Below are 22,296 nucleotides of genomic sequence, written 5' to 3' on the forward strand. Positions count from 1 at the left end.
TATACAAAACAAAACATAGCACGCTTTTTATGTTAGGACAACGTTTTCAGAAGAAAAGTGAAAAAGTAAGAATATTATAGGCAATTTGCGTTTTGAAATAATGTATAAAAAAGGAAAGTGTACACAAAATAAAGGCGAATAAAGGAGGGAACACCAATGAAGAAAAAAATAAGTGGCCTGCTCATATTGTCGATGATGCTGTTATTTGGATTCCATATAGGAACGGCTTATGGAGAAACACCGCAAATGGAAAAGCGCCCGGTGACACATCAAGTGAAATTAACAACGGAACAACAAAAACAAATTGAAAACCTAGAACAGCAAATTCTTTCTAAGCGAAAAGAAGTCATTGAGAAATATGTACAGTATGGCGTGCTAACAAAGGAACAAGGTACACACATCACAAAACGAATGGATGAGCATTACAATCATCTGAAAAATAACGGATTTGTTCCGTTACTGAAAAAACCACAGCACCATCGCCCATAATGATGAAACCGGCAACGAGGTGCCGGTTTTTTATTGTTAATTTTTTAGAAGGTGAGACTTTCCCCATCTTGTGGGACAAAAATGGCTTGATCAGCATGATGTTCTTGAATGAAAGCATCTAAATCAGCTCTTGTTAACAAGCAATGATTCACAGCTTCAAGGTGACAAGCGACAATTTGAGCTTTTGGCTGAGAACGGTGAATGTCTAAAATCTCTTCCTTGGTCATTGTAATCGGATCGCCTTCTAAAAATTGAGCCGCTCCGCTATTGACCACAATGACATCTGGCTTGCATGTATTCACAACTTCTTTCGGTTCATCACACCAAATGGTATCACCTGCAATATAAAGGGTCGGTTCATCAGGATGAGAGAAAACAAAACCGCTGACCTGTCCCATCCGCTTTGCAGTTTCTCCTGTTCCATGCTGTCCGCCTGTACGTTTAATATGAACGCCGCATATGTCTATTTCCTCTTCAATGCATGTGACATGCTGAAAGCCAGCTTCTTCAACTTCTTTTCGATCCTTTTCTGATTGAGTATAAATTGGCTGATCCTGAGCTAATTTCTTCTTTGCCTCATCGTCAAAGTGATCCACATGTAAATGAGTGAGTAAGACAGCATCTGGGTGTAAGATATTCTCTAAATCAATGTTTACAGGAAGATCCACAATAGGATTGTTCAAATGTTGATTGGCTGTATGGGGGAACGGTGGATATGTTCCTTTGGCTGCTAAAAAGGGATCGATTAAGAAAGTTGACTGACCATAGTGAAGGTATAAAGTAGCATTGCGAATGAGCGTGATTTTCATAAAAAGGCATCCTTTTTTTCTGATTAAGTTTACAGTATATTAAAAGAGTTCTATGTGACAGAGGATCATGAAAGTCTTTTGGCAGAAGGGCTTGATTTTTGAAAGAGGTGAGCCAATGCAATGCTAGATCAAACAGATATGAATATTTTAAAAGAACTATCAAAGAATAGCCGATTGACCATGAAAGCTCTAGGTGAAAAAGTTCATTTAACCGGTCAAGCGGTGGCAAATCGTGTGTTAAAGCTGGAAGAAGAAGGTGTAATTGAAGCCTATACCATATCGATTGATTGGAGGACACAGCAAACCATTCAAACATTTTTGCAGCTCTATACCCGCAGTTATCATCATGAACCACTTCTGACGTTTCTTGATCAAAAGGAAGAAATCAAAAATCTGTTCAAAATAAGTGGTGATGGCTGTTATATGGCTGAAGGGCATTTCTCCAGTCATGATGAACTTGATCAGTTTTTAACGGAGCTGACAAATTACGCAAATTACAAACTGTCGATTGCGGTTAAACGTCTCATTCATCAGTAATGGAAGAGACGCAGGAGGAAAAGAAACGATGCAAAAATTAATTGAAAATCAAGCTGAACCGATGACAAAGGAAAGAATCCAAGCCGATTTGGTTCAACTTGGTGTGAAAAAAGGCATGATTTTATGTGTTCACTCATCATTATCATCTATCGGTTGGGTAAACGGAGGCGCTGTAGCCGTCATACAAGCATTGATGGAAACCTTAACAGAAGAGGGAACACTGATTATGCCGGCACAAACGTTAGAGCTTTCTGATCCCGCCGATTGGATCGATCCGCCTGTTCCTTATTCATGGTGGAAGTCGATCAAAGATACAATGCCTGCATTTGATCCAGCTTACACGGTGCCAACAGCAATGGGAAAGGTAGCGGAAACCTTTTGGAAATACCCAGGCGTGGCGAGAAGCAATCATCCTCATTTTTCATTTACAGCTTGGGGGAAAAGGAAACATGAAATATTGAAACACCATGAACTTTCTTTTGGATTAGGAGAGCATTCGCCTCTTGGCCGCATGTATGATCTTCAGGCTCAAGTACTGCTAATTGGTACGTCATTTGAAAGCGTGACAGCTTTTCATCTAGCGGAATACCGGATTCCTCAGCAGGACCTCATGACAAGAGGAGCTCCTATTTTAGAAAATGGGTGGAGGGTATGGAAGGAGTACCAAGATATCATCACAAGAGAAGAACTATTTGATCAGATTGGTCTTGATTTCCTGAAATCAGGAGGCACCCATCATCACGGTCAAATCGGCCTTGCCAGTTCATATTTATTGCCGGTGAAGGAATCGGTAGACTATGCGGAAGAGTGGCTTGATCTATACGATCAGTCGTCATCTACACAGCTTTGAAATTGATATAATAAACATCTTGATCAGACTGCTGTGAGGTAGAGCAGGTGAGCTGATAGTCTCCCTTTGGAATGGAGAAAGACAGCACCTGGTCCATGACACTTGTGATATAAACTTGATCACTTGCATGTGTAAATGGCACGGTTATGGCTCTATCAATTGAGACTTGGGGCTCATCGCCATTTAATGTCACAATAATGGACGCCTTTCCATTATTGATCCCTTCAAAGGAAACACCTTGATCTCCAGTTGTGAATCCTTGAAGAATGTCATCATCTGTCCAATCAATGACAGGTGGTGTTTCGCTCCCTGTGTATACGGTGATTTGGTGATAGGAGATAGATAGGAAATAGGTTTGGTTTAAATTGTTCATACAAAAAACTCCTTTATTCATGGATTTTCATTAGAACGTGAATGGTTGAAAGAGTGATTCTTGAGGAAAATGTTAGGCAGCAAGACGATTGTCGCCGTCTTGCGCTACTTGTTGAGGGATCTAGATGTGAAATTGTGAGACCATTGCTTTTAAATCTCCTGCCAAATGGGCAAGTGCTTCTGATGAAGCTGTTACTTCTTCCATTGCGGCAAATTGTTCTTCTGTTAAACCGGCTACTTGCTGTGAATGTTCACTCGTTCGTTTAACGCCTTCTGTGATAGAGGCAAAAGACTGTTTCGCATCGTTTGTATAAGCTGCGATTTTTTGTGATGCACTTGATAAATGCTTAATGCCATCTGCCATTTCTCTCATTGACTGCTGGATATCATGAAATGATTCCTCTGTATGAGAAATAAGGATAACCCCTTGCGCCGCTTCCTCTCTTACTCGTTTGATGGCATTCGTTGAATGAGTCATCTCTTTTTGTATTTCAGAAATAAGATGGGAAATCATGTTTGATGATGCTTGAGATTCCTCAGCGAGCTTTCTCACTTCGTCTGCGACAACAGCAAACCCTTTTCCATGCTCACCTGCCCGGGCTGCTTCAATTGCTGCATTCAGAGCAAGCAGGTTTGTCTGGCTGGCGATATCTGTAATGACGCTGGAAATGTGATCAATTTCAGCTGAACGTGTTTCCAATGCTTGAATCGCTGTCCCATTTTCTTCAATAGATTTTGAAATAGATGTCATTTGTAACTGAATTTCACCAATATTCTGTACACCTTTTTGGGCCATTTCTTGTGCAAATTGACTTCTTGAAGTCATTTGTCCCGCATTTTCAGTGATGTTTGCCAGCTCGTTAGATACTTGAATGATCGTGTCCTCATTGGCTGTCATTTGAGCCGACTGTTCTTCTGATGATTGTGCAACGTCTTGGATTGTGTGGGTGATTTTTTCTGATGCTGCACTCGTTTCTTCTGCGCTCGCAGACAGCTGCTCAGAGGATGTGGCCACTAATTCAGACGTGTTCATGACATTTAAAATAGTTTGATTTAGTTTGTCCCGCATCTTATTGAAATGGCCAGCCAGATCAGACAATTCATCGCCGGTAGTATCCATCACATTGCTGGTTAAATCACCTTCGCCTGCACTCTTAATGGCGGAAGCCAAATGCTTGAGGCGTGTTTGAATCCGTTTTGTGAAAATAGAAATGATGATAACTGAAACAATCAAACTGAACAAAAGGACGATGACAAATTGTATATAGAATGACTGAAGCATTTGTGAAATCATGCTTTGGTTGGCGCCGGTATAAAAAATACCAATCGTTTCGCCTGCTTCATTTTTAATCGGCATATAAGCCGTTTGATAATCTTTCCCAGCAACATTTGCTGTGCCGTAATAGTTCTCACCTTTATCTAAAACAGTGGCTTTCACTTCAGGAGAAACCTCTGTACCTACAGCTCGTTTCCCATCTAACATGACATTCGTGGCAACACGTGTATTTCCTTGAAAAATCGTGATTGTATCACCGGTATATTCGGCTAATTGGTCAACCAATGTGTCTTGGTCATTGATTTGAGTATTTCCTTTGTATAGCTTGTTTTTTTTTATCTGCCACGAACCAGCCACTTTTTCATTTAGATAGGCGTAGCCTAGTTTTAAATCACCTTTTGCTTTTTCAGTGGCCATTTGCTTGATGTTTTCTGTCATTTCGCGATTCACCACATATCCAACAACTGCGGAAAAGATGATGAGAACACTTAAAAAAATCAGCAAAATTTTGGCACCAAGCCTCAGTTTCCCCTTTTTCTTCATGCTTTTTTGACTCCTTTAGGTATAAGGTAGGATATCCCTCCTTAAGGATTATCGGCATGAAAAAAATGTTTGAAATACCTGCAGACAGTTGCGCGATACTTTTTTTAGATAGAAAAGGGAAAGGCTGCTAATCGATGATAAATTGAATTCTTGTGCCGTCAGGATCATCGGATAGTTGATGACTGACCCAAGAGCCTGCTCCTCTATTATCTGAAGGACGTACATATTTAACAGAAGCTCCTGTGCCTCCCTCTTTACACATCGCCATTGGCCATTCATCCCGATCATATCCGCGTTTTGTTGGAACGCCATGCAGTGATCGGTCTCTCTGCTCGTCGCTATGTTTACGGTCAATTGTACAAATAGATGAATGACCTTCATCAATCGCTTCCTCTATATGCTTGGCTGTTTCAGGGTATCGATCTGATGGAAAGTGAATGGTTTTGTCATAAGTTGAATTCGCCGTCTCTTGTTTCCCTTGTTCGAGTTTGACATAGCCTGTTGCTACACCAATGACAATCAATAAAAGCAAGAGAATGATTTTAAGAAGTTTCATAGATGCTAACTCTCTTTCTTGTTTGCGTATTTTGTAAACAGAAGTATAGCAGAATTACTTACCAATTTCCCCTGGTTTTGAAAAAACGTCTTTTAAAATTCGAAAAACAGATTTTACACGATTTCTTGCTTTTCATTTTTATAGAAATTCATAAAAATTTTAATTTTGTGGTTCATAAAATGATTATTCTCATTCAAAATGGTATTATCACTGCTTTTTGAGCTGATTTCAAGAATTTAACATACAGAAATTTTAAAAAAATAAAATTGACTAAACCGATGTGCTTTAATAATATGGAGTCAAATATCAAAATTTGTCGTAATTTATCAAAATATGATTCTAAATACATTGTTGGAGGGAAGTACAAATGGCGGATGTCTCATATCGGCTCGGCATAGATATAGGCGGAACATTTACTGATTTATCGCTGATAAATGAAGCAACAGGGGTGCTGACCGAACTCAAAACGCCCACAGTGACAGATGACCCAGCTCAAGGAATTATCAATGGGCTAAATCTTCTAAAAAAAAGGGGTGTTGATTTATCCAAAATCCAATACCTCGTTCATGGAATGACAATAGGTCTTAATACCTTATTACAGCGGAAAGGAGCGGATTTAGCCCTTTTTGTGACGGAAGGCTTTCAAGATATTTTGTCACTTCAACGTTTACGACTACCCATTCCTTATGACTTCAATTCACGTTTGCCAGAACCATTGATACCACGTAAGCATGTATATCCAATCTCTGAAAGGTTGGTACACGATGGTACGATTAAAAAACCTCTCCATTTGCAGCAATTAGATGATGCAGTTCAGCATGTCATATCTAAAAAGCTAGCAGGTATTGTCATTTCTTTTTTACATAGTTATCAAAATCCAGTTCATGAGTTACAGGCAAAAGCCTATATCAATTATCATTATCCGCAGTTAGAAGTTCTCACCTCATCTGAATTATGGCCTCAAATGAGAGAATACGAGCGTACAGTGATGTCTGTGGTTAATTTGTACATTCAGCCAAAGGTGAAACAGTATTTACAAACATTGAAAAGCCGTTTGAAAGAAGAAGGTGTACCAATTTCTCCATACATTACACAATCAAATGGTGGTTTAATGGATGCAGAAAGTGCGGCAACCTCGCCTGTTAAAACTCTTTTTTCTGGTCCGGCCGCTGGTGTCATCGGTGCGGCAAGAATTGCAGCGTCAGCGAGCGAACCCAATTTGATCACTTTTGATGTCGGGGGGACGAGTGCAGATATCTCAATTATTCAAAATGGACAGCCTACAATGGCTCAATCGAATCAGCTTTCAGGATTCCCTATTATTCTTCCATCTGTTGCGATGTATTCAATAGGAGCAGGGGGAGGTTCAGTAGCATGGATTGATCAGGGCGGTCTACTAAAAGCAGGGCCGGAATCAGTTGGTTCAAATCCGGGGCCGGCTTCATACGGCAAGGGAGAAAAAGCAGCTTTAACCGATGCGTTTCTCATATGCGGCTATCTCAATCAAGAACGTTTTGCCGGAGGACATTTACAATTACAGCTGTCTGCGGCGAAAAAGGCTTTTCAGCCAATTGCGGATCAGCTCAACAAAACGGTTGAAGAGGCAGCTGACCAGCTGATTCAAGTAGCCGTAGCCAATATGTACACAGAATTAAGCAATGTCATGGAGCAGCAAGGGTTTGATCCTAGAGATTTTAGTTTGCTGGCGTTTGGCGGAGCAGGACCGGTTGTGGCGAATTTCCTTGCGAGAGAAATTCACGCGAAAAATGTGGTTGTTCCTCCAAGTCCAGGCACATTATGTGCTTTAGGTGCTTTGACAGCCGATTTTATTCATGATGCGGTGCTGTCTAAGAAAATATGTTTACAAGACTATACAATTAACCAACTAAAACAAGATTATGAGAAGTTATCGCGAAAAGCGACTGATTGGTTCAGTCAGCAGAACATTCAGCATATCAATCAGACGTCCATTCTATTATTAGCAGACGCACGTTATCAAGGGCAGGCATTTGAGATTGAATTGCCGTTATCGGCTGATTGGCTGAAACAAGAACAAGATATCCACCAACTCATTGAAGCTTTTCATCAACTGCATCAGCGTCAATATGGTCATAGGGATGATCAAGCAAAAATTGAGTTCACTCATTTACGAGTTCGAGTCATAGGCGAGACGCCGCCGCTGCCTTTCTCACCTGTTCATGAAAGCAAAGGACAGTCGTTGAAACCACATGAATATAGACGAATCTTTATAGAAGAAAAAGAATACGAAGCTTCAGTCTATAACCGGGATACTCTGTCTGTAGGTTCTATCGTAAATGGGCCTGCCATTATTGAGCAGGATGATACGACGACATTGATTTTACCAAACTGGGCAGGCAGCATTGACAGATCAGGTAACTTAGTAATTTCGAAGGGGGTGGCTTTACATGAGAACTGATCCAGCAAAGCTTGAGATGATGCGCAGTTATTTTAATGCGATTGCATCAGGTATGGGGCATGTCATTGAACGGACGTCATTTACGACCTTCGTCAAAGAATCTGCTGACTTTGCGACAGCATTAGCCACGCCTTCTGGAGATTTCTTTGTTTATCCGAAGACAGTGGGTGTGACGATCTTTTTAGGGCTTAGTCTAAAAAAAGCAATTGAAGAAAGCGGACCGATGCAGCCGGGAGACATTATCATCACAAATGACCCTTATACAACAGACGGTTTAGCGACTCACTTGCCAGATGTCCATATCATTAAACCGATTTTCGTAGATGATGAAATTGTAAGCTATGCTTGGTCTTTTGTTCATGTTAGTGATGTGGGTGGACTTGTGCCTTCGAGTATTTCACCGACAGCAACAGATGTTCATCAAGAAGGATTAAGAATTCCGCCAGTGAAAATTTATGAAGGCGGGAAAGAGAATCAGGTCGTACGTACTTTATTAAGAGCTAACAGCCGTGCTAGTCATTTAAATGATGGTGATATCAATGCGATGATTGCCGCAGTCAATACCGCAGATATTCGATTAAAAGAAATGATCGAGAAATTTGGGGAAAACGAAGTGAAACAAGGAATGATAGACCTGCTGAAGCAAGCCGAGGATCGTGCTGGAAAGGTCATTGAAGCCATTCCGGATGGAACGAGTGAATTTGCTGATTATTTAGATGATGATATGATTTCGAACGTGCCTATCCGGCTGAAAATCAAGTTAACGATCAAAGGGAAACAGCTGACACTTGATTTTTCTGAGTGTGATCCGCAAGTAAAAACAGCCTTTAACCTTGTCACCAATGGTCAGAAGCATTCCTTCTTGTATCAAGGGTTAATTAATTACATCATTAGTAAAGATCCTTTTATACCGATTAATGGTGGAATTACGTATCCGATTGAAGTGATTTCTCCAAAAGGAACGCTGGTGCATCCAGAATACCCAGCCTCTGTCGGGATTCGGCATTCGATTACGATGAGGCTGTACAATGTTGTGTTAGGTGCCATTGGCAAGCTGTTGCCTGAAGCAGTGCCGGCAGCAGGTGCAGGTCAATCGGCCATTGTTGTTCTTTCTGTTCCTGATGATCAAACGGGTGGCAGGAAAATGTCTGTTGTCGAACCGTTAGGCGGAGGCGGCGGTGCTCAAAATGGTACTGATGGAGTGGATGGGATTGATCATTCGTCTGGCTTCTTGAAGAATACCCCAATTGAGAGTTTGGAGCAGCACATTGATATTCATGTTCACCGATATGAGCTTCTGCCGAACACAGGTGGAGCAGGTGAAAATCGAGGCGGACATGCGATTGGTTTGGAATTTGAAATGATGAAGCCTGAATCCATGGTGACAGCACGAGGAATGGAACGGATGAAATTTCAGCCTTGGGGATTAATGGGCGGCCGAGCGGGTGCAGTTGGTGAGGTCAAGCTGATCACAGCAAATGGTGAAAAACAAGACCAGCCAAAAATAGATGTTCTGCGCCTTGAAAAAGGCGATATCGTCCAATTGGTTTCACCAAGTGGAGGAGGATGGGGGAATCCATTTGCTAGAAAGAAAGAAAAAGTCCTTCAGGAAGTGGAAGCAGGTCTATTAAGTGAAGAAAGAGCACTGCAGCAATATGGTGTGAAAGTGTATTTAGACGAAAATGAATGGAAGGTGGATGAGGAGCAAACGAGCAGGGTGCGTGAAAAGGCTAGTCATTCTGTATCTACTGACGTGTGGGATTTCGGAGAACAAAGAGCGGCTTATGAGAAAGTGTGGACGGACGAAGCCAGCAGTGAGCTAGCTGTGCAGCTGCGTTCCTATCCAGCGAATGAACGTACGCACTATAAACATGCAGTTCATCAACATTTCAGTCATAGAAATGATCCGTTAACAAAGGAAGATATTATTCAAGCACTTCATCAAATGAATGGACAAAAAGGGGGAAATGAATCATGAAAAGAAGATTAATCGCTATTTTTGCAGGTATCCTAACAATGGTTCTACTTTTGAACGCTTGCGGTGGAAATGGAAAGGATCAAGGCAAAGAGCAGCAAACTGTGATCGTTGGCGTATATGGAGGTGATTGGGAAAAGAATATCAAACCAATCCTCGAAAAGTTTGAAAAAGATACAGGCATTAAAGTGCAAACGGTCTCTGGTGCAGATTCTGAATGGTTTACGAAATTAAAAGCGTCAAATGGTAAAAATCCACCGTATGACTTGCTTATTTTACAGCCTGATACGATTCAAAGAGGCATTGCAGCAAACGTTCTTGCGCCTATTGATGAAAAACAAGCACCGAATGTCAAAAAACTTTACCGTTCTGTCCAAAAGAAGCTCACTGTTGATGGAAAACAATATGCAGCAGGCTTTAGTATGGGGCAGCTAGGAATTGCTTATAGAAAAGACCTTGTGAAGCAAGAACCAAACAGTTGGACTGACCTATGGAGCAGTCAGCTGAAAGGGAAAGTAGCTATTTCATCTCCAACTTATTCAGCCGGTTTGCAATTTTTCTCTGCACTTGTCCATGCTCAAGGGGGGACAGAATCAAATCCTAAGGATATTGATAAAGCATTTAAAAGTCTCGCGCAATTAAAAGGTCATGTAGCTGCTTTTCCAGATAACCCAGGATCGATTCAAACGTTGTTAGAACGCGGCGATGTCGCGGCAGTTCCATATTGGGATGGGCGAGCATTTGCACTTGAAGAAGAAGGAATGGATATTGGTTTCTCATATCCGAAAGAAGGCGCTGTTGCAGCTGTTGCGAGCTGGGCATTAACGAAGGGAAATCAGCATGAAGAAGCGGCGTACAAACTATTAAACTACTTAAGTGGAAAAGAAGCTCAGGAGGCTTTCTCGGAAAAATCTTATTATGGCATGTCGAATTCCGATGTGAAATACGATGACAAGATTAAGGGAAAAGTGAAAGTTGGCGAGAATTATTACAGCAAGCTGACTTGGGTAGATTATGAAACAGCCACCTCAGAGCTCGGCAATTGGACCAATCGATGGAATGAAGTATTAGGCGGAGGAAAATAGGTGATCGCATGAGTGAAATCCATTTAGAACACATCAGTCAGCACTTCGGTGAGCAGATTGCGCTTAACGATGTCAGTCTTACGGTGAATGAGGGAGAGTTTTTCTCCCTTCTTGGCCCTAGTGGCTGCGGAAAATCAACGTTATTAAACATCATTGGCGGTTTTTTAGAACCAACAAAAGGTGTTGTCTATATTGGTGAACAGGATGTGACTGCTTTACCGCCATACCAAAGAAAGACAGGTATGGTCTTTCAAAGCTATGCACTCTTTCCGCATCTGACTGTATTTGATAATGTGGCTTACGGGTTAAAGGTTCAAAAGAAAAAGAAGGCGGAAATCAAAGAGAAGGTGATGGAAAGCTTGTCTCTTGTTCAATTAGAAGCATTTGCGAAACGGATGCCCCACCAATTAAGTGGTGGTCAGCAGCAGCGGGTAGCGATTGCAAGAGCGCTGGCCATTCAGCCGGCTGTTCTCCTTCTTGATGAACCGCTCAGCAACCTAGATGCCAAACTAAGAAAAAACATGCAGACAGAGCTTCGGAATATTCAAAGGAATGTCGGGATTACAACCATTCTCGTCACACATGATCAAGAGGAAGCCTTAAGCCTTTCTGATCGGGTTGGGATATTAGGAGAGGGGGAAATCCAGCAGATTGGAACGCCTTTAGAGGTATACCGTCAGCCGAGCAATCGATTTGTAGCTGAATTTATTGGACAGGTGAACATATTTGAGGCCGTGTACAATGAAGCTGATGCCACATTTACGGTTCCCCATGTAACTCATTCAAACGGTCAGCATCTTCAGCTGAAGGCTCCTGCGACACGTCCAGAGAAGAAGGAAAAGCAGTTACTTATGCTGCGTCCTGAAAGAATCAGCATCTCTTCTCAGCGGGAGGAAGCTCAGCCAAACCATGTATCAGGTGTACTGTCAGATGTGAGTTATATCGGGCATTCATTACGTTTGGTTGTGGAATTTGATCAAGGTGAAATCATTGTTCATGCTTCTGATGCAGCATTTCCCGAGCTGCCGGAAGTTGGAGAAACCGTTCATATCAATTGGCAGCCTGAAGATATCGTTTTCCTAGATTCGAAGGTGCATACGTGATGCGAATCAAGAAGAAGAATCAACGATTTCATTGGTTTATGCTGCTGCCAGCTTGTTTGTTTCTTGTTGTATTTCTTCTAGTTCCGCTTGTGATGATGTTCGTCCTTAGTTTTCGTGATGTCGATTCGATGATGAATACATTACAAACGTATAGCTTCTCTCAATATATTCATGTGTTCACGACAGATGCATATGTGAAAGCGGTTGGAAGTACTGTGTGGGTGGCTTTGCAGACAACGGTGATTTGTTTATTAATGGCATACCCCGCAGCATATGTGCTCGTCAAGGCACCTAATCCGCGTCTGCGGGCATTTTTCTATATCCTGCTTGTATCGCCGCTTTTGACGAGTGTGGTGATTCGGACGTTTGCATGGATTGTTCTTCTTTCCCAAAATGGTCTAATCAATGGCATGCTGCTAGATTTACATGTGATTGAGAAGCCGCTCTCTATGCTGTGGAATATGAATGCGGTCATTATTGCGTATGTCCAAGTGATGCTGCCATTTGCGGTACTGCCTATCGCAACAAGTTTAACCGATATGGATCGTCATTTAAGACCGGCTTCTATGAGTCTTGGAGCTGGCCGTATTCGAACCTTTTTTCATGTCACCTTACCACTGACCATTCCAGGCATGGTGACTGGCGCGATTATTGTCTTTTCACTGGCAGCAGGAAGCTATATCACCCCGCTGTTAGTCGGTGGACGGATGCAGCCGCTGCTGCCACTGTCTATTTATCAGCAGGTCATGCAGGTGTATAATCTGCCTCTTGCCGCAGCAATGTCCTTTACATTGTTGGTTTGTGTACTTGTGGTGGTCAGTTTATTAAGCTATTTATTGAAGCGTTGGGAGGCGAGGATGCATGCGTAAAAAGTCAAGAGGTGACCGCTTGCTTTCGTTCCTGATTTGGACTGCTGGATCATTGGTGTATCTCTTTTTAACCATACCAGTTCTTGTGATCGTCCTCTCTGCTTTTAGTCCAAATGCCTTTCCTGAATTTCCACCGACTTCGTTCTCTGTTCGTTGGTTTCATGAGGTCGTGTCCAATCCAGAATGGATGGAATCTCTGCGTATCAGTGTGATTCTGCTATTCATTGTGACGCCTCTCACGGTTCTTTTAGGGACAATGGCTTCGTATGCTTTAGCGAGGCTTTCCTTTAAGGGAAAGGAGGCTGTTCAAGCCTTTATTTTGTCGCCTCTCATGATTCCTCAGGTGGTGTTAGGAATTGCTATGCTTTACTTGTTTACGGCTATGGGTTTTACAGGGTCTTTGTGGGCGCTTGTCATTGGTCACGTCATCATTGGTTTCCCTTATGTGGTTCGAACGGTAGGCGTGAGTGTTTCGAATTTAGATCCGCGGCTTGAGTTAGCTTCAATGAACCTTGGTGCAGGACCTATTCGCACATTTTTTCGAGTGACACTGCCTTTGATTAAGCCAGGAATCATTGCAGGCGGGGTGTTTTCAGCTGTGACGTCCTTTGGAGAAATATCGATCAGTTTGTTCGTTTCCTCTCCTCAAACCATTACGATTCCCGTCAGGACCTTTAATTACATTGAGCAAACCTTTGATCCGAGTGTCAATGCGATATCTGTCATATTTATTATCATTTCTATCATTGCGCTGCTCATTATTGAGAAAACGATTGGCCTGTCTAAGGTGATGTAAATATAATGAAGAAACAAGGAGCTGTCATTTTGAAATGGCAGCTCTTTTTTTGTTGTTTTTACAGTAAAAAAATCAATTTTTCAGGAAATGTAGTTCTTAAGATTTAAGAGTTTGTGAGGGACGAAAGGAGACCTCTATCCTACTTTTTCGGTCATATTTTCAAATTTTAAGGAAAATCATGAAATTTTTGCGGTATTTAGTCGATTATTTTCGGTTGAACGCAACTATTATTAGTTATTTTCGGTAAATATCGTCAATTATCATGTGATTCCTTCGGCAAGACGCATGAATCTTTACACCCATTTTTCGGTGAAAAAAACAATTATTTCATATAAAGTGTACGTAAATAGAAAATATCTAAAAGAAAAGAAGAAAAAGGCAAATCTATGGAAACATAGAGACGCAAAGCCATGTCCTAAGGTAAATGATTCTTTTTTTGCTATGGTCGGCAGGCTACCGAATCAAAATGGGAGTCCCTCCGTTTTATTCGGGGTGGGCTCCTTTTCTGTTATTCCGTCTATTTTTAATGAAATAGACTTGGTTCTTTTGATATAGAGGGTGCAGGGTGGAATTGGTGGAGAAAACATAGAAGAGGCGGAGGATGAGAATGAATACAGTATATTACCCCTTAACACATGCGCAAAAGCGAGTATTCTACACGGAAAGATTTTATCCGGGTACAAGTATTTCTAATTTGGGTGGATTCGCCAGATTAAGATCAGTATCAGGTCTGGACCCTTCTTTGGTCGTTGATGTACTGCAAGCGTACATTCGCCAAACTGACACTCTTCGTTTGAGGCTCGTGTATCGACATGAACAGGAGGAGCCTGTTCAATATATCAAACCATATGAAAAACAGCCGATTCGCATGGAGAAGGGCTGGAGTGAAGAAGAAGTAAGAGCTTGGGCGAACGAGCAAATTCGTGAGCCGATGCCGTTAATTGATAGCCCTTTGATTGAATTTACGGTCTTTCAAATCAGTGATCAAGAGTGCTGGCTGTTCTGTAAAGCACATCATATTGTGGCGGATGGTATTTCCATTATTTTAATGGGAAATCGCATTATTGATTTATATCATGAGATGCTGCAAGGTGTGGACATTTCGCCAGTTGAGGAGATTTCCTTCGTTGAGCACATCATGAGTGAGCAAACCTATGAATCTTCTAAACGTTTTCAAAAAGATCAAGCTTTTTGGAATGAGCAATTTGCTCGTATTCCAGACTTCGCATCTTTAAAACCCCATAAGGGCTACGAGATGAGTTTACATGCGGAGCGATTTTCGGGAGATGTTCCACATTCTTTAAAAGAGAAGCTTCGTGTCTTTTGTGAAGAACAGAAAGTCAGTATGCTTTCGATGTTTATGTCCACTGTCTACATTTACTTACATCGTTTTAGCGGCATGGAGGATGTTGTTCTTGGAACCTTTATGGGAAACCGGACGAATGCCAAAGAAAAAAAGATGATTGGGATGTTTGTTTCCACGATCCCAATGCGCGCATCTGTTCAAGGATCGCAATCGTTTCTTGATTTCGTGAAACAGGTCATGGCGGATCAAATGAAGATCTTGCGTCACCAAAAGTATCCTTACAATCTGCTCATGAATGATTTGCGAGAAAGAGAAGGATTTACAGGGCGCCTTTTTGATATTTCTTTAGAATATCAGGTCATGCAGTGGCAGAAAAAAGAGAATCTGTCTTTCATTACTGAACCAATTTTTAGCGGGAGCGGAATGAATGATATTTCAATACATGTGAAAGACCGCTGGGATACAGATACATTGACCATTGATTTGGATTACCGTACAGATGTATTCACTGAAGAAGAAATGAGTAAGATGTTTGATCGATTCTTGATCATGCTAGAAGCGGCAGTCTCTCAGCCTGATCAGCTGATCGGGACACTGCCTTTACTTTCAGCAGGTGAGCAAAAGGAGCTGCTGCAATTAGGTGAAGGAGAATCGTTTGAAAAGCCAGCAGCAAGACCAGTTCATCACCTGTTTGATGAGACAGCGAACAAATATGCAGATCGGACAGCCGTTGTAGCAGAAAATGGATCCATTACTTATGGAGAGCTGCATCAACAGGCAGAAAAGCTGGCGCGTTTTTTACAAATGAAAGGTATTTCGCGTGATGTGCCTGTTGCAGTTTTGATGGATCGAAAGGCAGATGCCATGGTTGCGGTCTTCGGCATATTAAAGGCTGGCGGAGCGTATGTACCAATTGATCCGGCATTACCTGAGGAGCGCATTCAATTTATTGTAGAGGATTCAGGTGCTTCCATTGTGTTAACAGAGGAATCGATCATTCAAATGTACCCAGGCCTCTCAGAAAAATTAATCGTGCAGCAGCAAATTTTATTAGATGAAGGTTCTATGACTGAGCTCGTAGATCAGACGGTGCCAGAGGATTTGGCTTACATGATTTATACATCGGGTACGACTGGAAAGCCGAAGGGTGTCATGATTGAGCATCTTCAGCTGCATCATTTGGTCCATGCTTTGCATCATGAGATGTATCAAGGGACGGATGAACTTCAAATGGCGCTTCTTGCACCATTCCATTTCGATGCATCTGTGAAACAAATCTTTGCTGCCCTTTTATTTGGACATACGCTTCATATCATCCCGCGAGAAACGACGAGAAATGGTGTTCAGCTAGCAGCTTATTACAGAAAACATCAAATTGAAGCGGCTGATGGAACACCTGCTCATGTGCAGCTTTTACTTGCAGCAGATTTGGACGGGCTGTCATTGACCCACATGTTGATTGGGGGAGAAGCATTGCCTGCGAAAGCAGCACGCTCTCTCATCGAAGCGGTTCATATGAGTCAGCCTGATTTTACTTTGTGGAATGTATATGGTCCAACTGAGACATGTGTAGATGCGGCAGTTCATCGTCTGAATCTCAGTGAGCTGGAAGAATCATCTGAACAGCGGTATGTGTCGATCGGAAAGCCGCTTGGTCATCACCGTATTTATATTTTAAATGAACAAGACCAACTGCAGATGCACGGGGCTGCAGGAGAATTGTGCATTGCCGGGATAGGTGTTGGACGAGGCTATGTGAATCAGCCTGAGTTGACGGAGAAGGTATTCACGGCAGACCCGTTTTCTCCACATGAGCGGATGTATCGAACGGGAGATCTAGTCAGATGGCTTCCGGATGGGACGATTGATTATCTGGGCAGAATGGATGATCAAGTGAAAATAAGGGGTTACCGCATAGAAACAGGCGAAATTGAAGCGGTGATGGAGCAGGTAGAAGGAGTTGATAAGGCTGTCGTGCTAGTGGTTGATGAAGCGGATGGAGAAAAGGCGTTAAGTGCTTACTATCAGGCTCGTCAAGAAAATGTGTCAGTTGACATGCTGCAATCGGTCATTAAGCATCAGCTTCCAGATTACATGATGCCGATGTATTTCAAAGAACTCGATGCATTTCCACTCACAGTCAGCGGGAAAGTTGACCGCCTTGCACTTGCTGCATTAAAAGGCGAGAAAGTGGTTCATGCGGTTTATACTGCGCCTAGAAACGATGTAGAAATGAAGCTCGTTCGTTTATGGGAAGACATTCTTGGTGAAGAGAAGATCGGGGTATATGATTCTTTCTTCGAACGAGGCGGGCATTCGATTAAAGCGATGACCGTACTTACACAGGTTCAGCGAGACTTTCAAGTGGAAGTGCCGTTGTCCGTTTTATTTGAACAGCAGACAATTGCTGCTTTGGCTGACTACATTGCACACGCAGAAAAGTCTTCTGAAACGGTGATACCAAAAGCGCCAGCAGCAGATCATTATCCATTGTCACCTCCACAGCAGCGCGTCTATATGGTGAGTCAATTGGAGCAAAGCACTGCCTATCATATGCCTGCTGTTGTGAGGTTAAAAGGAACACTACAGCTTGAGAAACTGACTGAAGCCTTTGAAAAACTGATCACACGTCATGATATGCTGCGTGCTTCATTTCATACGATAAAAGGTGTTCCTCGTCAGCGGATCGCTCCATCAGTGTCCTTTCAAATTGATCAGCTGACAGGTCGCACGATGGAAGAAAATATGCAGCAATTTGTCAGACCTTTTGATCTTGAATGTGCACCACTCCTTCGAATTGGTTTGCAGTCATTACATGATCAGGAGCATCTGCTCTTTTTCGATATGCATCATCTCATCTCAGATGGTCTTTCGATCGATTTGATGCTGCGTGAGCTGTCAGATGCTTACGAGGGATCAGTGAAAGCACCATTGAAGCTTCAGTATCAAGATTATGCTGTTTGGCAGGAACACCAAGACTTTCAAAAGGAAGAGGCATTCTGGCTGCAAGAATTTTCGGGCGATATTCCTGCTTTACAGCTGCTGACCGATCATCAGCGTCCAGCTGTCCAGTCTTTCGCAGGTGATCGTGTCATAAGAGAAATAGATGAAACGTTAAAGGCTCAATTACAGGAGCTTGCAGCGACTCACCACACGACACTATATACAGTTTTACTTTCTGCTTACTATACGCTGCTTGCGAAATACACGGGTCAAAGGGAGTTCGTGGTTGGAACACCGACGGCAGGGCGTGTGCATGCAGATCTGAATGACATGATCGGTATGTTTGTCCAGACACTTGCTTTGCGGTCAGAGGTAGATTCGAATGGAACCATGTCGCAGTTGATCGAGCAAGTAAAGGAAAAGACGATGCAGGCATTTGAGCATCAGCAATATCCATTCGAGCGGCTGCTTGAAAAGCTGAATGTGCCAAGAGATTTTAGCCGTCATCCATTGTTTGATACCGTCTTTACACTCGCGCCGGATCATTCAACAGCTCAACATATTGGAGACATGCTGGTCGAAGTCGAAGAAACCAATTTCCATATTGCAAAGTTTGATTTAACACTGCAAGCGATGGAGTCAGATCAAGGGTTATCCTTCGTACTTGATTACAGCACGGCGCTATTTAAGCGAAATACAGCAGATCAGATGCTCAAGCATTATGTTTATCTGCTGGAACAGATGGTCCAAATGCCGCAGGAAGCTATTCAAACCTATCGATTACTGTCTGAACAAGAAGCGGAAGCGCAGCTAGATATGTGGAATCCTTTACCTACGCCTTATCCGTCAGAAGAAACGATTGTGACGCAGTTTGAAGCACAGGTGCAGCAGCATGGTCATCAGCCTGCATTGCAATGTGAGGATGTGGTTCTTTCTTATCAAGAACTGGATGACCGGGTGAATCAGCTGGCTCATTATTTACGGGAAAATGGTTTTGAAAAAGGGATGAAAGCGGCCCTGTTCTTTGAACGGTCTCATGAGATGGTGCTCTCTGTTCTGTCTGTACTTAAAGCGGGCGGTGTCTATGTACCAATTGATCCCGATTTCCCTGATGAGCGCGTGAAGCACTTTTTGTCAGACAGCGGTGCACAATTTTTACTGACACATCAATTGCTGCGCCATCGCTCTGTGCTCACTGCTTTTGAGGGAACCATCATAGAAACAGAAGATCAAGCAATTGCTCAGCAATCAAACAGCCCTATAGATGTGCGTGTTTTACCAGAGGACTTGGCGAATTTGACCTATACATCTGGTACAACAGGTAAACCTAAAGGAAATATGGTGACACACCGGAACATTTTGAGAACGGTGAAGCAATCGAATTATCTCACCATTCATCATGAAGACACGGTAATGAGCCTTTCCAACTATGTATTTGATGCTTTTATGTTTGATGTGTTCGGTGCTTTGTTGAACGGTGCGAAACTCATTGTCCTGCCTAAGGACCGTATCTTAAACATGAATGAGCTCTCTGGAGCAATTGAGACGGAAAAAGTCAGTATTTTAATGATCACAACCGCTCTTTTTCACTTACTCATCGATATGAAAAAAGACAGCCTGAAGAACGTAAGAAAAGTGCTGTTTGGCGGGGAACGTGCTTCCGTGCCTCATGTCGTAACCGCACTTGAAACGGTTGGGAAAGACAAGCTTGTTCATATGTACGGACCTTCTGAGAGCACAATTTTCACCACTTATTACCCTGTGAATCACATTGAAAAGCAGGCATTAACCATTCCAATCGGCAAGCCAGTCAGTCAAACGGCTGTTTATATTGTAGATGAATTTGGCCATGTACAGCCGCCGGGTGTTGCAGGAGAGCTATGTGTCGCTGGTGATGGACTTGTGAAAGGATATTATAAGCAGCCAGAACTAACAAGCGAAAAGTTTGTCAAAAATCCTTTCCGCCCTGGAGAGACCATGTATAAAACGGGTGATCTCGCACGCTGGCTGTCAAATGGAGAGATTGAATTCATTGGGCGGATTGATCATCAAGTGAAAATTCGAGGACAGCGTATCGAGCTTGGAGAAATTGAGCATCAGCTGCTGCAGCACCCTCAGGTTAAGGAAGCTGTCGTCATTGCGGCTTCGAATGATACATTGTGTGCGTATTTCACAGCGGAAGGGTCCGTCTCATTATCTGATTTACGTGAGCAAGCAGGACGTGAACTGCCTGTGTATATGATGCCGGTGTTCTTCATGCAATTAGACGAGCTTCCGCTGACGAATAACGGGAAGGTCGATAGAAGGGCTTTACCTGCTCCGGACTTGAGTGAGCAGACGTCCACTGAATACGTTCCGCCTCAAACAGAATCAGAGCGTCTGTTGGCGCAAATTTGGGAGGAAGTTCTTGAAGTGCCGCAAATCGGCAGGCATGATCATTTCTTTGAATGCGGGGGGCATTCACTGCGCGGCATGAAAATGCTGAACAGGCTGTATGAAGAGATGCAGGTAGAGCTTACCTTGAAAACTTTATTTGAATTTCCAACATTAGATGCGTTTGCTTTTGCGGTTGATCAAACGGATCAAACGGAGATCAAGCGAGTGGAGATCGCCGAAGAGGCGGCCTATTATCCAGTGACATCTGCTCAGAAAAGATTGTTTGTTTTAGAGAAAATGACTGATGCGGAGCGGAGCTATCATATGCCGGCTGCCTTAAAGCTAGAAGGGGCCTTTGATAAAAAACGATTTGAACAGGCAATTGAACAGCTTGTCGATCGTCATGAGGCTTTTCGAACGAGCTTTGATTTCGTTCAGGGTGAACCTGTACAGCGGATTGAAACGAACATTTCTATAGACATTGAACAAATCGAAGGGAACGGCCGAGACATACAGGAATTGATGAATGACTTTATCCGTCCATTTGATGTAGAAAAAGCGCCTCTACTTAGAATAGGTCTCGTTTCTGTTTCTGTAAATGTCCATTATTTATTGATTGATATGCATCATATCATTTCGGATGGTGCGTCTGTTGGCATTTTAATTGAGGAACTTTCCGCCTTGTATCGAGGAGACAAACTAGAGGAATTACCTGTTCAATACAAGGATTATGCAGTTTGGTCAAAAAGTGAGGCATCTGCTGCGCAAAAAGAAGCCGAAGAGGCATTTTGGCTGGAGAAATTACAAGGGGAACTGCCTGTACTGGCACTGCCGGAAGACCTGCCAAGACCAAAGGTGCAAACATTCACAGGAGACCGTGTCTCATTTACGATCGAAGGTTCTCTTAAATCCAAATTGGACGAACTGGTGAGAGCGCTCAACAGTACGACGTATACAGTCTTGCTTGCTGGCTACAGTATCCTTTTAAGCAAGTTAGCAAGACAAGAGGATATTATCATCGGTTCTCCGGTTGTAGGCAGAACCCATCCTGATATTCAATCTGTGATTGGCATGTTTGTTAATACGCTGGCACTTAGAACAAAGCCAGCAGGACATCAGACAGCTGCTGAATTTGCGTCAAATGTTCATCAACTTGTGTTAGAAGCAAACGAGCATCAGCTGTACCCGTTTGAAGAATTGGTCGATCAGGTGCAAACGGTTCGAGACACAAGCCGTCATCCCATTTTTGATGTGGTGTTCTCAATGGAAAATGCGGATATTCGTGATTTATCAATGGAAGGGCTTCACATTGTTTCACAGCCATTCGAAGAGAACATCGCCAAATTTGATTTGACCTTAACCGGTAACGAGTTGGCTGATCACATTGAGCTGGTGTTTGATTTTAATTGTTCTATCTTTCAAAAATCGTCGGTTGAAAAGTGGAAGGGTTATTTCCTTCATCTGCTGGAACAAATGGTATCAGCGCCAGATCAATCGTTAGATCAAATGCAATTATTGTCACCGCAACAGCAGCAAAAACTGATCAGCGAATGGTCAGGAGCTGTCCTAGACGTGCCATCAGACCAAACAGTTCATGCACTAATTGAGGCTAAGGCACATGAAGCACCACACCAAAAAGCCGCGACCTTCTGCGGAACGAGCTGGACATATGAAGAACTGAACTGCCGGGCGAATACGGTCGCTTCAAGACTCATCGCGAGCGGCACAAAACAAGGAGACCGTGTTGGCATTCTCGCCCGTCCATCCCTTGACATGACAGCCGCTGTCCTTGGTGTTCTTAAGGCAGGTGCGGCATTCGTTCCAATTGATGCGGACTATCCAGCGCAGCGAATTGCGTACATGCTGGAAGACTGCGGGGCAGAGGTACTTCTAATGCAGAAAGGGCTGACTGCACCATCATCATTCACAGGTCATGTCCTGTTGATTGAAGAGGCACTTGAAGGAGAAGCTCAC

Annotated in this window: 14 protein-coding genes and 1 riboswitch; of the genes, 10 read left to right on the forward strand and 4 right to left on the reverse strand. The window is 42.8% G+C overall.

What is annotated here, in order from left to right:
- Positions 1 to 156: 156 nt before the first annotated feature.
- Positions 157 to 489 carry a YckD family protein gene (locus AKG37_RS17080; protein ID WP_060699905.1) on the forward strand — a complete coding sequence of 111 codons (333 nt, stop codon included), beginning with the start codon at positions 157 to 159 and terminating at the stop codon, positions 487 to 489.
- Between the two features lie 44 nt (positions 490 to 533).
- Here the strand turns inward: AKG37_RS17080 and AKG37_RS17085 are convergent, their stop codons facing one another.
- Positions 534 to 1,298 carry an MBL fold metallo-hydrolase gene (locus AKG37_RS17085; RefSeq protein WP_060699906.1) on the reverse strand — a complete coding sequence of 255 codons (765 nt, stop codon included), beginning with the start codon at positions 1,296 to 1,298 and terminating at the stop codon, positions 534 to 536.
- A gap of 120 nt (positions 1,299 to 1,418) precedes the next feature.
- Between AKG37_RS17085 and AKG37_RS17090 the strand changes: the two genes are divergently transcribed.
- Together AKG37_RS17090 and AKG37_RS17095 are read left to right on the forward strand one after the other, a co-directional pair.
- The gene (locus AKG37_RS17090) at positions 1,419 to 1,835 is read left to right on the forward strand and encodes an Lrp/AsnC family transcriptional regulator (protein ID WP_060699907.1); all 417 of its coding nucleotides are present in this window, start codon (positions 1,419 to 1,421) and stop codon (positions 1,833 to 1,835) included.
- A gap of 28 nt (positions 1,836 to 1,863) precedes the next feature.
- The gene (locus AKG37_RS17095; RefSeq protein WP_060699908.1) at positions 1,864 to 2,685 is read left to right on the forward strand and encodes an AAC(3) family N-acetyltransferase; all 822 of its coding nucleotides are present in this window, start codon (positions 1,864 to 1,866) and stop codon (positions 2,683 to 2,685) included.
- Here the strand turns inward: AKG37_RS17095 and comJ are convergent.
- From comJ to AKG37_RS17110, 3 genes are all read right to left on the reverse strand, one after another.
- On the reverse strand, positions 2,672 to 3,058 hold the full coding sequence (gene comJ, locus AKG37_RS17100) for a competence protein ComJ (RefSeq protein ID WP_060699909.1): 387 nt from the start codon (positions 3,056 to 3,058) through the stop codon (positions 2,672 to 2,674). The genes AKG37_RS17095 and comJ overlap by 14 nt on opposite strands.
- A 120-nt stretch (positions 3,059 to 3,178) precedes the next feature.
- A complete protein-coding gene (locus tag AKG37_RS17105; RefSeq protein WP_060699910.1) occupies positions 3,179 to 4,876 on the reverse strand; it encodes a methyl-accepting chemotaxis protein in 1,698 nt (565 codons plus the stop codon).
- A 127-nt stretch (positions 4,877 to 5,003) separates the two neighbouring features.
- Positions 5,004 to 5,432, reverse strand: a complete 429-nt coding sequence (locus AKG37_RS17110) for a NucA/NucB deoxyribonuclease domain-containing protein (RefSeq protein WP_060699911.1) — start codon at positions 5,430 to 5,432, stop codon at positions 5,004 to 5,006.
- Positions 5,433 to 5,799: 367 nt separating this feature from the next.
- Between AKG37_RS17110 and AKG37_RS17120 the strand changes: the two genes are divergently transcribed.
- The 7 genes from AKG37_RS17120 to AKG37_RS17150 form a co-directional block, all read left to right on the forward strand.
- Positions 5,800 to 7,869, forward strand: coding sequence for a hydantoinase/oxoprolinase family protein (locus AKG37_RS17120; protein ID WP_060699913.1), 2,070 nt, complete (start codon positions 5,800 to 5,802; stop codon positions 7,867 to 7,869).
- On the forward strand, positions 7,859 to 9,847 hold the full coding sequence (locus AKG37_RS17125) for a hydantoinase B/oxoprolinase family protein (RefSeq protein ID WP_060699914.1): 1,989 nt from the start codon (positions 7,859 to 7,861) through the stop codon (positions 9,845 to 9,847). The genes AKG37_RS17120 and AKG37_RS17125 overlap by 11 nt, the downstream gene beginning before the upstream one ends.
- A complete protein-coding gene (locus AKG37_RS17130; RefSeq protein WP_060699915.1) occupies positions 9,844 to 10,929 on the forward strand; it encodes an ABC transporter substrate-binding protein in 1,086 nt (361 codons plus the stop codon). The genes AKG37_RS17125 and AKG37_RS17130 overlap by 4 nt, the downstream gene beginning before the upstream one ends.
- A gap of 8 nt (positions 10,930 to 10,937) precedes the next feature.
- Positions 10,938 to 12,032, forward strand: coding sequence for an ABC transporter ATP-binding protein (locus AKG37_RS17135; protein ID WP_060699916.1), 1,095 nt, complete (start codon positions 10,938 to 10,940; stop codon positions 12,030 to 12,032).
- The gene (locus AKG37_RS17140; protein WP_060699917.1) at positions 12,032 to 12,901 is read left to right on the forward strand and encodes an ABC transporter permease; all 870 of its coding nucleotides are present in this window, start codon (positions 12,032 to 12,034) and stop codon (positions 12,899 to 12,901) included. Before AKG37_RS17135 ends, AKG37_RS17140 begins: the two co-directional genes overlap by 1 nt.
- Positions 12,894 to 13,697, forward strand: coding sequence for an ABC transporter permease (locus AKG37_RS17145; protein ID WP_060699918.1), 804 nt, complete (start codon positions 12,894 to 12,896; stop codon positions 13,695 to 13,697). The genes AKG37_RS17140 and AKG37_RS17145 overlap by 8 nt, the downstream gene beginning before the upstream one ends.
- Positions 13,698 to 14,064: 367 nt before the next feature.
- Positions 14,065 to 14,158: riboswitch (cyclic di-GMP riboswitch) on the forward strand.
- A 140-nt stretch (positions 14,159 to 14,298) separates the two neighbouring features.
- A partial coding sequence (locus AKG37_RS17150) for an amino acid adenylation domain-containing protein (protein ID WP_060699919.1) occupies positions 14,299 to 22,296 on the forward strand: 7,998 nt, incomplete at its 3' end.

Source organism: Bacillus australimaris, from assembly GCF_001307105.1.
GTDB lineage: Bacteria > Bacillota > Bacilli > Bacillales > Bacillaceae > Bacillus > Bacillus australimaris.

Bases quoted from the DNA above. Each gene is read 5' to 3' on its own strand.
- AKG37_RS17130 (WP_060699915.1), top strand. From the start codon at position 9,844: ATGAAAAGAAGATTAATCGCTATTTTTGCAGGTATCCTAACAATGGTT.
- AKG37_RS17105 (WP_060699910.1), bottom strand. From the start codon at position 4,876: ATGAAGAAAAAGGGGAAACTGAGGCTTGGTGCCAAAATTTTGCTGATT.
- AKG37_RS17110 (WP_060699911.1), bottom strand. From the start codon at position 5,432: ATGAAACTTCTTAAAATCATTCTCTTGCTTTTATTGATTGTCATTGGT.
- AKG37_RS17120 (WP_060699913.1), top strand. From the start codon at position 5,800: ATGGCGGATGTCTCATATCGGCTCGGCATAGATATAGGCGGAACATTT.
- AKG37_RS17145 (WP_060699918.1), top strand. From the start codon at position 12,894: ATGCGTAAAAAGTCAAGAGGTGACCGCTTGCTTTCGTTCCTGATTTGG.
- comJ (WP_060699909.1), bottom strand. From the start codon at position 3,058: ATGAACAATTTAAACCAAACCTATTTCCTATCTATCTCCTATCACCAA.
- AKG37_RS17140 (WP_060699917.1), top strand. From the start codon at position 12,032: ATGCGAATCAAGAAGAAGAATCAACGATTTCATTGGTTTATGCTGCTG.
- AKG37_RS17125 (WP_060699914.1), top strand. From the start codon at position 7,859: ATGAGAACTGATCCAGCAAAGCTTGAGATGATGCGCAGTTATTTTAAT.
- AKG37_RS17135 (WP_060699916.1), top strand. From the start codon at position 10,938: ATGAGTGAAATCCATTTAGAACACATCAGTCAGCACTTCGGTGAGCAG.
- AKG37_RS17090 (WP_060699907.1), top strand. From the start codon at position 1,419: ATGCTAGATCAAACAGATATGAATATTTTAAAAGAACTATCAAAGAAT.
- AKG37_RS17095 (WP_060699908.1), top strand. From the start codon at position 1,864: ATGCAAAAATTAATTGAAAATCAAGCTGAACCGATGACAAAGGAAAGA.
- AKG37_RS17080 (WP_060699905.1), top strand. From the start codon at position 157: ATGAAGAAAAAAATAAGTGGCCTGCTCATATTGTCGATGATGCTGTTA.
- AKG37_RS17085 (WP_060699906.1), bottom strand. From the start codon at position 1,298: ATGAAAATCACGCTCATTCGCAATGCTACTTTATACCTTCACTATGGT.